General features: G+C 35.9%; 12 protein-coding genes. 1 reads left to right on the forward strand and 11 read right to left on the reverse strand.

Going from position 1 to position 13,537, the window contains the following annotated elements; translation table 11 throughout:
- Positions 1 to 3: 3 nt before the first annotated feature.
- From CSUIS_RS02410 to CSUIS_RS02460, 11 genes are all read right to left on the reverse strand, one after another.
- On the reverse strand, positions 4 to 966 hold the full coding sequence (locus tag CSUIS_RS02410) for a ketoacyl-ACP synthase III (RefSeq protein ID WP_086296961.1): 963 nt from the start codon (positions 964 to 966) through the stop codon (positions 4 to 6).
- Entirely contained in the window at positions 963 to 1,739 is a 777-nt protein-coding gene (locus CSUIS_RS02415; protein WP_086296962.1) for an SDR family NAD(P)-dependent oxidoreductase, read from the reverse strand. Before CSUIS_RS02415 ends, CSUIS_RS02410 begins: the two co-directional genes overlap by 4 nt.
- Positions 1,712 to 2,419: a CDP-alcohol phosphatidyltransferase family protein gene (locus CSUIS_RS02420; RefSeq protein WP_086296963.1), complete on the reverse strand. Its 708-nt coding sequence runs from the start codon at positions 2,417 to 2,419 to the stop codon at positions 1,712 to 1,714. The genes CSUIS_RS02415 and CSUIS_RS02420 overlap by 28 nt, the downstream gene beginning before the upstream one ends.
- Positions 2,416 to 3,141, reverse strand: coding sequence for a hypothetical protein (locus CSUIS_RS02425; RefSeq protein WP_086296964.1), 726 nt, complete (start codon positions 3,139 to 3,141; stop codon positions 2,416 to 2,418). The genes CSUIS_RS02420 and CSUIS_RS02425 overlap by 4 nt, the downstream gene beginning before the upstream one ends.
- A complete protein-coding gene (locus CSUIS_RS02430; protein ID WP_086296965.1) occupies positions 3,142 to 3,369 on the reverse strand; it encodes a phosphopantetheine-binding protein in 228 nt (75 codons plus the stop codon).
- Entirely contained in the window at positions 3,362 to 4,828 is a 1,467-nt protein-coding gene (locus tag CSUIS_RS02435) for an amino acid adenylation domain-containing protein (RefSeq protein ID WP_086296967.1), read from the reverse strand. The genes CSUIS_RS02430 and CSUIS_RS02435 overlap by 8 nt, the downstream gene beginning before the upstream one ends.
- A 105-nt stretch (positions 4,829 to 4,933) precedes the next feature.
- Entirely contained in the window at positions 4,934 to 6,790 is a 1,857-nt protein-coding gene (gene rpoD, locus CSUIS_RS02440) for an RNA polymerase sigma factor RpoD (protein ID WP_086296969.1), read from the reverse strand.
- 167 nt (positions 6,791 to 6,957) lie between these two features.
- On the reverse strand, positions 6,958 to 8,412 hold the full coding sequence (prpD, locus tag CSUIS_RS02445) for a 2-methylcitrate dehydratase (protein ID WP_192940203.1): 1,455 nt from the start codon (positions 8,410 to 8,412) through the stop codon (positions 6,958 to 6,960).
- Between the two features lie 10 nt (positions 8,413 to 8,422).
- Positions 8,423 to 9,550, reverse strand: coding sequence for a citrate/2-methylcitrate synthase (locus tag CSUIS_RS02450; protein ID WP_086296972.1), 1,128 nt, complete (start codon positions 9,548 to 9,550; stop codon positions 8,423 to 8,425).
- Positions 9,547 to 10,431, reverse strand: coding sequence for a methylisocitrate lyase (prpB, locus tag CSUIS_RS02455; protein WP_086296974.1), 885 nt, complete (start codon positions 10,429 to 10,431; stop codon positions 9,547 to 9,549). Before prpB ends, CSUIS_RS02450 begins: the two co-directional genes overlap by 4 nt.
- Entirely contained in the window at positions 10,428 to 12,338 is a 1,911-nt protein-coding gene (locus tag CSUIS_RS02460) for a propionyl-CoA synthetase (protein ID WP_086296976.1), read from the reverse strand. Before CSUIS_RS02460 ends, prpB begins: the two co-directional genes overlap by 4 nt.
- A gap of 243 nt (positions 12,339 to 12,581) precedes the next feature.
- Between CSUIS_RS02460 and CSUIS_RS02465 the strand changes: the two genes are divergently transcribed.
- Complete coding sequence (locus CSUIS_RS02465; protein ID WP_086237673.1) at positions 12,582 to 13,502, forward strand: hypothetical protein; 921 nt, start codon at positions 12,582 to 12,584, stop codon at positions 13,500 to 13,502.
- Positions 13,503 to 13,537: the final 35 nt, after the last annotated feature.

Here is a 13,537-nt window from a genome sequence, read left to right on the forward strand (position 1 = left end):
CCTTTATATAGTTATAATCGTCCCGCTCCACGCAAGACCGATACCAAATCCAGCTATTAATACCTTATTTGTAGATTTTATCTTGTTATTTTCAATGGCTCTTTTTAACGCTATTGGTATGCTAGAAGATGATGTATTGCCTACATTTTCTATATCAAATATAACCTTGGAGTCGTCTAATTTTAAGCTTTTGGCGATGGCTTTGAGTATCAATAAATTGGCCTGATGAAATATAAAATAGTCAATATCATCTAAATTTAGATTATTTGCTTTTAGGATTTGTCTAACTAAATTTGGAACCTCCCTAATAGCAAATAGAAATATCTCTGGCCCATTCATGGTAAGGGTATTTGATGTGGTTTGGGCGTTAAATGGATTTGCGTAGCCACCATATTTTTTATACATACTAAAAAACCCGCCCCCATCTGTGCCGCATATGATTTGACCTATTTTATAAGCGTTGCTATCATCGATTATAGTCGCACTTGCTCCATCGCCAAATAATATTCTTTGTGCCATATCGCTATTTTCAAACATTTTATAGCACATATCAGCCGTGCATAGCAATACTCTTTTAACGCTTTTAGAGATTATTAAGGATTTGGCTATTAATAGTCCGTGAGCGTAGCCACTACAAGCTATATTAATCTCCATGGCGTTTGTGCTTTTGGGTAAATTTAGTTTATTATGTAGCTGGTAGATCGTAGCTGGCTGGAGATAATCAGGCGATTGAGTGCAAAGCAAAAGCATATCTATACTAGCTGAGTCTATATCATACTCATTAATTAAATTTAAAGCCGCCTTAGCTGCTAGGTCGCTAGTAAGCTCATTTGGGGCGGCTTTGTGGCGATATTTTATCCCTGATTTTTGATAAATTTGCTCACAACTATACTCATCACTTTTAGCAAGACTAGCAAAGTAGCCATTATCTATAGTCTCATCTGGTAAGTAATAGGCTAGTTTCATGCTATTTTCCACTTAAATTTCATCATACCCCCCCCAGAGCTGATTTTGATACACTCTGCGGTGATTTTGCTAGATTGAGAACTTAGCAAAAATAGTACCGATTTGGCTACATCGCTAGGCTCTATTAAGCCAAGTGGCATTATCTCATTTAGCTTTGATTTGTGGGCTTCTTGGGATATGAAGTTATTTACAAAATCATCATACATAGGGGTATTTACATATAGTGGTGCGACGGCGTTGATCCTTACTCCTTTTTTGGCGTATTCTTTGGCTAGGCTTGATACGGCTGAGTTTAGGGCTGCCTTACTAGCTCCATATAGACTAAGTCCAGGCTCAGCGCCAAAAGCTGCCATAGAGCTAATGGCTACAATGCTAGTATCATTTTTGACATATCTATTATGCTTTAATGTAGCCTTAGCTAGAGCGAAAAATGTTAGTAAATTTATATTGATTAACTCGCTCATCTTATCTAAATTTAGATCACGAAGTAGCATTGGGCTTAGCACGCCAGCACTATGGATAAAGCCATTTAATTTAAATTTATCAGCAAATTTCGCCACTGCTAGCTCAATGCTATCAAGCTTGTTTGAGTCAAATATCGCTATATCGTGGTTATTTGGAGAGTTTAGCTCATCTCTTAGCTTATTTAAAGAGTTTAAATTTCTACCAAGAAGTAGCAATCTAGCGCCACTTTTGGCAAGCTCTTTGGCTACGCATTTGCCTATGCCTGATGTGGCTCCGGTGATTATATAAGTTTTATTTTCAAACTCCATTTACCCCCCCCATTTAATTTTATATTATAGTATAGCTCGGTACTACGATAGATCAAATCTATCAAATATATCGTCCCAAGAGCGTAAAAACATAGCTCAAATTTCAAACTAAAAATCGCAATAGATAGCACTATAGCAAGAAGGCTTACATCAATTCCAAGTAAAATTCCACGCTCTAAAAGATATTTTTTAAGCCCAAATCTATAAATTTTATTTAATTTTTTTAATCTTTTATGGATAAAATGCTTACAAAATTGCTGATGAAATAGCAAGGTAGAGATGATAAAAATAGTGCAAAATATACTAACATCATAAAGATAACTAGCTAAGATAATAAGCCCAAACCACGCTATATAATCGCAGGTATAATCAAGAAAATGGCCTAATTTTGTGCTTTGATTTTTAAGGCGAGATAGCATTCCATCGGTATGATCTGATATGCTATAGATTAAAAATAAAATTCCGCTTAAAACATTATGCCCTAGATAGAGCAGAATAAATGAGCCAATAATACAAAATCCACCAAAAATTGTGATTTGGTTTGGTGTGATATTTGTTTTTGCAAGTGGCAATAAGATAAATTTTTGGACTATTAAAACTCTCCAAATATACTCTGTTATATAATATGTCGATTTGGATTCTAGGCGGTCAGATTTTTTGAGTTTTTCATCTAATTTCATACTTCAACCTGTAAAAATTCGCCCCAAATTTTCGCTATTTCTTCATAGGTTCTATTAATATCAGATATGAATTCATCGCTATTCCACGCTCGTCTAAGAACCATAGCCATCTCTATTTGGCTCCAAAATTTAGCCACTTTATTGCTTGGAATTTCATCTATGATATATGTGCCAAATTTGGCTTTTATGTAGTTTTGTAGGTATTCAACTACTATTTGAGCGACTTTAAATATAAATATATAATTTGGGTTTTTTAAAAGCTCTTTTAAATTCGATTTTAGCATATTTTCTATATTTTGTTTTTGTGTTTTGATAAGGGTGCATGGATGAGTATCATCAGCAAAAAATATATCAAAAATCGTCCCATTAAAAAAGCCCAAAATCTCGCCCTTAGCGTTGATTTTAGGTAAAATCGGATATAGCTTACAAATCAATGGGCGATTTTGGTGTGGATGACAAAGCCCCTTTTTATCACAATGTAGCCAATGTATAGTGAAGGTTTGACCGCCTTTGAGTTTGAATTTCTCACTCTTTTTAGCTACTTCCATACCATCGATGCCACCTGATTTTAGATACTCCTTATACTCGATATCAAAAAGTGGTAGAGCGATGAAATTTGAGCGAATTAGCTTGAAATGTGGATTGGCAAATCCAGCACAGCAGTATCCAGCGCAACTCTCATAGCATTTTGGGGAGTAGATATATTCTTGATTGTAATTCATTTAAATTCCATAAGCTAATTTAATCATATTATCCAAAGCGGCTATGCTTTGGAAATTTTCAGCACTTAGGAATTTGGCGTCTAAATCCTTGCCATATCTAGCTTGCATAGCCCCAACAAGTGCGATGATATCGACGCTATCGATAGCTCCACTATCAAGTAAATTTAAATTTATATCGCTTATATCACCTCTGCCTATCTCGTTTAATAGGATTTTTGCTTCACTCATTTTTTAGCGCCTCTTTATCTATTTTGCCATTTTGGTTTAGCTTGAAATTTGATTTATGGATGAATTTTCGTGGGATCATATACTCTGGGAGTTTGGATTTTAAAAACTCTTTTAAATTCTCAATCTCATCTTGGCTTTCGTAAAATGCGATGATTTGAGAATTTTTAAATATACAGGCAACTCTATGGATATCTGTGTGTGAGCTTAGAGCCACTTCTATCTCGCCAAGCTCGATTCTAAATCCATTAAGCTTAATCTGAGAATCACGCCTACCATAGTAAAGCAAGTTGCCATTGTCATCATATGCGGCTATATCGCCTGTTTTGTAGATAGCTTCACTATATGATTTTTGGAGTGGATTTTGTATGAATACTTGGGCTGTTTTATCTGGGTCATTGTAGTATCCGCTAGATAGCCCGCACCCTCTGATATATATCTCGCCTTTTAAATTTGGCTTTGTTATGAGATTCATATTTTCATCAAATATTAAAAGTTGGGTATTGCTAAAAGCTTTGCCAATAGGCAAGATCTCATCATCTCTAAACTCCCTATCTACCATATAATACGAACTAGCTAAAGTCGTCTCAGTAGGGCCATACATATTGTAAAATTTGGCATTTGGTAGTGATTTGATCCAGTAATTTAGCTGTTTTGTAGGCATAGTCTCACCACATGCTATAACCATTTTAAGGTTGAGATTTGCTCCATTTAAGGCATTTGAATTAGCAAAATATACTAGCACGCTTGGCACCCAAAGTATGGTAGTAACGCTATTGGTGCGTAGATACTCAACCACCTTAAGCGGAAAGGCAAAGATAGAGCTTGGCAAAATATGAGTAGTAGAGCGCGTAAATATACTTACATATATATCAAAGACACTTAGGTCAAAATAAAATGGAGCTTGATTGGCAATGATATGGCTATTATCTATTTTTAAGTCATTAGAAGATGCGATAATAAAATCCATTAGGCTTTTATGGCTGATACTTACACCTTTTGGCTCACCTGTGCTACCGCTAGTAAATAGCACATAGGCTAGATCTGTATCTAAAATATGGATATTTTGTAAGAGATTATAATCAATCTTAGAGCTATCTAAATCATCTATAGATATGGTTGGTATATTTAAGCTTAATGCTTTAGAGGTGATGAGTAGGGCGGGATTTAATTTTTTAACTATCTTTTCTACCCTTTGAAGTGGCATATTTTCATCTATAATTGTGTAGAAATTCCCGCTTTTTAACACGCCAAAAAAGCTGATAATAGCCTTAATACCCTTTGGTAAGATTATCAAAATAGGCGATTTATTGATATTTAAATTTACTATTTTGGTAGCTAGAGCGCTGCTAAGCTCATCAAGCTTAGAGTAGGTAATGGATCCATTAGGCTCTACGAATGCGACCTTTTGCGGTGAGTTATATGCGCTTTGGCTAAGTAGCTTGTGGGCTAAATTTAGCATATTTTCCCTTTATAATTTAGCAAATAGGGGGGGGGTAGAGCCTTTGATTTTAAATCTATAGCAAGAAAAATTACCGAATTCAAACTGTTTTAACCCACGCAAAATTTATCCCTCTATATAATTTTTTAGTTTGCGACCAACTTTTGGGTGCTTTAGCTTTTTAATCGCTGAGCTCTCAATCTGCCTTACACGCTCTCTAGTTACATTTAACTCTTTGCCTATCTCTTCAAGAGTTCTATCACTCTCATCTTCAAGCAGGCCAAAACGCATTCTAATTACCGCTTTTTCTCTATCATTTAGCTGATCTAAAACTTCATCTATTTGCTCTTTTAAATCCGCTTTTAGGATCTGCTCCATCGGGCTTAGAGAGCTTTTATCCTCTACGAAATCTCCATATTTTCCATCATCTTCGCTACCTATTGGGGCTTCTAGGCTTATTGGCTCTTTTGTGATTTTGATTACTTGTTTGACCTTATCTATGCTTAGTCCAACCTCTTTTGCGATGATTGATACATCTGGCTCTTTGCCTTCTTCTTGGATATATTTTCTATTTATTTTATTAATGCGATTTATAGTCTCAATCATATGGATTGGAATTCTAATAGTGCGAGCTTGATCGGCAATGGCTCTGCTAATGGCTTGTCGTATCCACCAAGTAGCATATGTGGAGAATTTAAATCCCTTTTTATACTCAAATTTATCCACAGCCTTCATAAGACCTATATTGCCTTCTTGGATAAGGTCTAGAAATGGCAATCCACGATTGGTATATTTCTTAGCGATACTTACAACTAAACGCAAATTTGATTTAGCCATTTTAGCCTTGGCATCATCGCTTATATTTTTGCCTTTTTTTATTTGATCTAAGATATTTTTAAGATCTTTTGGATCTAGATTAAATCCAGTTTTGCTTGCTTCTTTGGTTTGAAATAGCTTTTTAATCTCCATATATGTAGAAACCATCGTAGCTTCTGGAACTCTAGATATTATATCTTCTTTGCTTAATTTGGTTATATCTTTTAGGATTTGTTGGTGGTTTTTTCTTAATTCAGCACTAAACATAGGTAGTCTATACTCAAGCCTTTTAAGCTCTTTATCAAAGTCTACATCGCTCTTAAGTGCTGTTTCAATAGACTTTACAATCTCGTTTATAAGCTTACTTGTAGGGCCTAAATCCATTAGTTTATCTTTTAAAACTTTTTTCTTAAATGTTAAATTTAATTTAGATAATAAATCAGCTTCATTCTCCACAGAGATATTCTGTTTTGAAGCGATTTTTAGCCAATCTTTTTTGGCTTTTTCTAATGCTTTAAAGCTCTCAATTACCTTCTCAGCTCTCTTATCAAGTTTTTTAGGCTGTTTTTTGCTATCTTCGATCTCTTCATCTTCATTGTAGCTCTCTTCGATATCCTCTTCTTCTTCGTTATCCTCTTCATCAAAGCTCTTAAATAGCTCTTTTACACGACGCTCTCTATTGATTAATGGCTCTTTATAATCTAATATAAAATCTATCAGATATGGCACAGAGCAAAATGCGTCAATTATAATATCCTCGCCAAGCTCGATTTTTTTGCTAATTTCAATCTCTTCTTCTTTGCTTAAAAGCGGAATTTGACCCATTTCACGCAGATACATACGAACAGGACTATCTGAGCGACTCCACTCTAGCAAATCTGTTTCGCTACTTAGGTCAAATTCATCTTCTAAATTTGCGTCAGATGATTTTTGTTGGTCTGAAGTAGATGATCTTTTTGCTTCTTGGATTGTTTTTTGTTTGGCAGCTTCAACGGCACTTGTGAGCTGAATTTTGTGTAGCTCGGCTATAGATTCTATCTTTTTAATCATTCCAGCAGTAGGAGCTTTGTCAAATAGCCTAACTAGCTGCTCGAAAGTCACATAGCTCTTAGCATTTTCTCTAAATAACTCCTCAATTTGTGTAAATATCTCTTTGGCCGTACTCATCAAAATATCCTTTGTATAAGCAAAATAAAGTTAGGGATTATACCCAAAAATTGATTAAATAAATTTAAAATTATAAGTTTTATTTTTGACTAGATTTTGTTTTTAAGTGTAAAAATGGTATTTAAATGAGTAAATATTAAGCCTGGGATCGCTCCCAAGCTTTTAAGTTATCCTAGCCAAAATAGATCGCTAAATTCATTAAAATTATAGCTTTCTAATGCTTTTTGATTATTTACTAAATCCTCTATTATTTGGCAAGTTTTTGGGCTAAATCTTGTAGCTAGATTTGCTTTAAATTTAGCTTTTAATAGCGGAATTCCCTCATCTCTTCTTCTTTTATGACCGATAGGATACTCCACCTCTACTTTTTTAGATTTCGTGCCATCTTTATAGTAGATTTCTACAGCATTTGCTATACTTCTTTTATCGCTATCAAGATACTCTTTTGTATATCTTGGATCTACTTCGACTACCATTTTATCTCTTAGAGCGTCTATGCGTGGATCTTTGGCTACACTATCTTCATAATCATCAGCTACAAGTCTGCCAAATATCAAAGGCACAGCTACCATATATTGAATGCAGTGGTCACGATCAGCTGGATTGGCTAATTCGCCAGTTTTATTTATAATTCTATGGCCTGATTCTTGAGTAGTGATTACTATTTTTTCTATCTCATCTAAGCGATCTTTGACCTCATTGTGAAGTGCCATAGCACACTCAACCGCAGTTTGAGCGTGGAATTCAGCTGGGAAGCTGATTTTAAATAGCACATTTTCCATTACATATGAGCCAAATTCTTGAGGAATTACTAGCTTTTGGCCTCTCATTTTGACATCTTCAAAGCCCCAAAATTTCGCACTTAGAGCTGATGGATAGCCCATTTCGCCGCTTTTTGCTTTTAATGCTAGATCAACCCCACGACTAGAAGCATCGCCTGCTGCCCAGCTCTTGCGACTTCCAGTATTTGGTGCGTGGCGATAAGTTCTTAATGCACCGCCATCTATGAAGGCGTTTGATACGGCATTGCGAATTTCATCATAGTTACACCCAAGGAGCTTAGCCGCAACCGCAGTAGAGGCGATACGAACTAATAAAACATGATCTAGCCCAACTTTATTAAAGCAGTTTTCAAGTGCTAAAATGCCTTGAATTTCGTGAGCTTTTATCATAGCTTCTAAGACTATTTTTACTTTTAATGGAGCCTTGCCTTGAGATAAATTTTTACGACTTACATAATCAGCCACCGCCCAAATAGCACCTAGATTATCGCTTGGATGTCCCCATTCAGCTGCTAGCCAGGTATCATTATAGTCTAGCCATCTTACCATTGCTCCTACATTAAATGCTGCGCGGATTGGCTCTAATTGGTATGAAGTGCCTGGAATTTTACTACCTAATGGGCGAAATTCAGCCCCTTCAACGCTTGGTCCAAGTAGCTTGGTGCAAGCTGGATATTTAAGAGCTAAAATCCCGCATCCTAAAGCATCAATCATAGTATATTTAGCTGTCTCATAAGCTAGCTCGCTAGTGATCTCAAAGCTATTGGCATATTTAGCAATTTTACTTAGCAACTCATCAAATTCAGGGCGTTTAGCCTCTAATATTCCCATATTACTCACTATTTTCTCCTTATCTTTGGTGTATTTGTATAAATTTCATTGGCTCAGGGCCTATATAGTTACTACTTGGGCGGATTAGTTTATTATTTGCCCTTTGCTCTTTTATGTGAGCGCACCAGCCACTTACCCTACTCATTATAAATATAGGGGTGAAATACTCAGTTGGTATCCCCATAAAGTTATAGGCTGACGCACTATAAAAATCAGCATTTGGTGGTAGGCTAGGGCGTTTTTCTTTCATTACGCCTTCGATTGCCTCGCTGATTGCAAATAGCTTATGGCCGTTGCTTAAGGCCTTTGACCATTTTTTGATAATGGCATTTCTAGGATCTCCACCAACTCCATAAACCCTATGACCAAATCCCATTAAAAGCTCTTTATTAGCTAGTTTTTGATTTACTCCATTTATAGCTTCTTCAACGCCATCAAAGCTAGAGATTAAGCCAAATGCCGCCTCATTAGCTCCGCCGTGTAGTGGGCCACGAAGAGCGCCTATAGCCCCAGCAACAGCTGAGAATATATCGCTTTTTGTAGAAGCGCAAATTCTAGCTGTAAATGTAGATGCGTTAAACTCATGCTCAGCGTATAAAATCAATGAGCAGTGCATTGCTTTTACAAATTCAGTTGGTGGCGTTTTTTGATGTAATTTTTCTAAGAAATATCCAGCTATGGTATCTTCTTTGCTATCAAAATCTATCTCTTTACCGCCATTTACATAGTTATGCCAAAAGCAAATAACGCTAGGAAGAACGCCAAGAAGTCTTATGATCTTCTCATCTTGATTGCTAAAATCATCTTTTTCTGCTTCTAATGTCCCAATGAGCGCAACAGCACTTTGACATAAATTCATTGGATGAACGCCTTTTGGTATGAGCTTTAGCATAGCTTTAAGCTCAGGGCTAAGAGCACGAGAGGCTATAATTTTGCTTTTATACTCTTTTAATTCATCAGCTTTTGGAAGTTTAGTATATTGTAGTAAATATGCTACCTCTTCAAACTCACAATGCTGTGCTAAATCCTCAATAGCGTAGCCATAGTAATTTAGCCCATTACCTGTACCGCAAGTGCATATCGCACTCTCACCAGCTATAACCCCAGCTAATCCGCCTTGTTTTTTTGCTGCTTGGCTTATACTCATTTTTTATCCTTTGCAAATAGTTGATCTAATTTATTTTCAAATTCATAATAATCTAGCATCTGATATAGCTCTTCACGAGTTTGCATGATATCTAAGACATCTTTTTGATGGCCGTTTTTGATAATGCTATTAAACACTTCAACCGCAGCTTTATTCATCGCTCTATTGGCTGATAGTGGATATAGCACCAATTTTATACCCACACTTGCTAACTCACTTTGAGTAAAGTATGGAGTTTTGCCAAATTCGGTTATATTAGCTAGAACAGGCACTTTAAGAGCTTTTGTGTATTCTTTATACTCTTCTAAGGTATGGACAGCTTCAGCAAATATCATATCAGCCCCAGCAGCTTCATATGCTAAAGCTCTCTCTAACGCTTTTTGTTGGCCTTCCATAGCGTGTGCGTCTGTCCTTGCCATAATCACGAAATTCTCATCAGTTCTAGCATCTAATGCAGCCTTTAATCTATCTGTCATTTCAGCTATGCTTACAAGCTCTTTATTTGGTCTATGGCCGCAGCGTTTTTGTGCTACTTGATCTTCTATATGGCAAGCGGCCGCTTCAGCTTTTATAAGCTCTTTTATAGTCCTAGCTATATTAAACGCACCACCAAAACCAGTATCAACATCTACTAAAAGTGGTGTATCTACTCTTGAGGTTATTCGTCTTACATCTATTAAGACATCTTCAAGACCTACAATGCCAAGATCTGGCAAACCATAACTCGCACTAGCTACACCGCTACCTGATAGATATATGGCTTTTGCTCCAAGCTTTGTGGCTTGTAATGCGCTATAGGCGTTTATAACGCCTAAGACTGCAAGTGGGTTATTTGAATTTACAGCTTCTCTAAAGCTTTTTCCTGGGCTTTTTATGCTCATTTATTCTCCTTTGTTTTTGGATATCCTAGTGTTGCGATAATCTCTTTACAATGATCTAAAACACCAGCATCTTCTATGGTAGCTGGAATTTTACACTCAACTCCATCTGCTAACTCTTTTAAGCTTTTGCGTAAGATTTTACCACTTCTAGTTTTTGGTAAAGCATTTACTACACAAGCAAGTTTAAAGCTAGCAACCGCACCTATTTCTTGACGAACTAAAGAGATAGCACCATCTACTATTCCTCTGTGATCTCTTTCAATTCCTTGTTTTAAGACTATAAATCCCATCGGAACTTCACCTTTTAAATCATCATTTACACCAATTACAGCACACTCAGCAATATCAGGATGCTTAGATATAATCTCCTCCATCTCACCAGTAGAGAGCCTATGACCTGCTACATTGATGATACCATCCATTCTACCTAAGACATAAACATATCCATCTTTATCTATATAGCCAGTATCTCCTGTTAGATAGTAGCCTTTGAAATGATCTAGATAGCCTTTTCTATATCTCTCATCATTTTCCCAAATTCCCATCAAACAAGCCGGTGGAAGAGGTAATTTAAGGCACAATGCTCCCTTTTTACCAGCTGGTAACTCTTTGCCATTTTCATCAAGAACTTTTAGATTAAATCCTGGCATAGGCTTTGTAGGGCTACCTGGTTTTATAGGCATCTCTTCTAAGCCTAGTGGATTAGCCACGATAGCCCAGCCGGTTTCGGTTTGCCACCAGTTATCTACAACTATTTTTTTAGTAACTTTCATTATCCATTTTAGCGTTTCGCTATCGCATCTCTCGCCAGCTACAAATATGGCTCTAAGGCTATCTAAATTATAATTTTTAATAAGATCGCCCTTAGAATCTTCTCGTCTAATAGCACGAAATGCAGTAGGAGCTGAGAATAGGACATTTACCTTATACTCATCTACAATTCGCCAAAATGCAGCTGGATTTGGTGTGCGAACTGGTTTGCCCTCATATACTATAGTTGTACAACCATTCATAAGTGGCCCATAAACTATATATGAGTGCCCTACAACCCAGCCTACATCACTAGCAGCGAAAAATACATCTCCAGGCTTAGCGTTATAAATATTATCCATAGACCACTTCATAGCGACGCTATGACCGCCATTTGATCTAATTACGCCTTTTGGTGATCCAGTAGTTCCAGAAGTGTATAAGATATATAATGGATCAGTAGCAAGCACCGGCACACAATCTACGCCTTTAGTCTTCTCTTCTTCACTTTCCCAATCGACATCACGCCATGGAAGCATATTTGCTCTATATTGTGGTCTTTGCCAGATTAGACAAGTTGTAGGCTTGTGCGATGATTGCTTGATAGCCTCATCTAAGATTGGTTTATATGGTATTATATTGCTTACTTCTATACCGCAACTAGCACTTATTACAACTCTAGGTTTAGCATCTTCGATTCTAGTGGCAAGCTCATGAGCTGCAAATCCACCAAAGACCATGCTATGAATAGCACCTATCCTAGCACAAGCTAACATAGCAATTACAGCCTCAGCCATCATCGGCATATATATTACAACTCTATCGCCTTTAACAACGCCTTTATTTGTTAATATACCAGCGACCTTTGCTACTCTATCTCGAAGTTGCCTGTATGTATATTTTTTCTTAGTATCAGTAACTGGAGAGTCATATATCAAAGCGAGTTGATCGCCACGATTATTATGTATATGCAAATCAAGGGCGTTATAGCATGTATTCATACATCCGCCAACAAACCATTTATAGTGATCACCACTATCATCTAAAACTTTATCCCACTCATTATACCAATGAACTTTTTGAGCGGCTAATGCCCAGAAATTTTCTGGCTCATTGATAGAAAGTTCGTAAGACTTTTGATAAGGGCTAGAACTCATTGTAATCCTTTCTTGTTGGTTAAGAGAATTATAAGACTTTGTAAAAGAAATATAAATGCTAAATTTAGTTACAATTTGCAGTTTTTGGTGCATAAAATTTTAAAATTGGATAAAATTTATACAAAATTTAGCTAAATTGTCGCATAATCTAGCAAGAATTTTATATTTAAATTTGTGAAAAATTTGGTTAATTTTTTTATTATGTTACTTAAAGTAACATTTTGGATATTAAAGGGATTAAAGATGTTAAGTGTGATGGATAGATTTATAATTATATTTGAAAAATCAAAGCTATCTATGAGTAAATTTGCCACAATTCTTGGCAAAGATAGACGAACTTTGCTTACATGGATAGAAAATAAAGAGACAAAATCCTTAAGCGAAGATGTAAAATCCATAATTTGCAATCACTTTCGCTACTATAAAGATATATGGGATTGCGATGAGAGCGACTTTTATCGCTATATAAATGAGCTAGATGATAGTAGCTTAAGGATTATTGATGATGGATATGAGTCCCTTTTAAAATATATTTATGAGAATGAAAATGAGGGCTCTTTGATACTTCATCCCACATTCCCAAATCCAGCCTATAGGGATTTTGTAATTCAGAGTGTGTATAATAATTTTGATAGTCAAGAAGCGGCAAAATATCGTCAAAAGCGTGGTTTGAAAATGCGAGCTTACTCATTTGGGGCTAGTGAGTGGTATAGTGTAAAGTCGCTTTTGGAATTTTGCTTTGCAAATATTGGTAATTTTTACACAAAAGAGCAGAAAATTCAAATTTTAGAGTTGATGATTGCTACTTTTCGTGATAATCTTAATAAATCTATATATTTTTTCGATTCATATGATAAGAAAATATATGGTCTTGATATGTTTTATTTATCACTAAATATTAAAGAAAAAAAGATGTTTTTAAAGCTACCACTTGAAACTGCCATTTTGGAGATTAAAAATAGTGAGCTTATTACCAAAATTCATACCCATTATACTCACGCTAAAAAATGCCCAACACACATAGATCCCAAAGACGCTGTGATGATAATGGAGCTAATCTTAGAATCATTAAAAAATAGTGATGATTTAAGGGCAACTTGCGATAAAATAGATAAGCATAGTAAATATGGCAGTATTTTTGCTAAAGTGATAAGTAGGGCTTGAATTTATCGGCAATTTATATTTAGTATTACTTAAAG

Source organism: Campylobacter porcelli (assembly GCF_002139855.1).
Lineage (GTDB): Bacteria > Campylobacterota > Campylobacteria > Campylobacterales > Campylobacteraceae > Campylobacter > Campylobacter porcelli.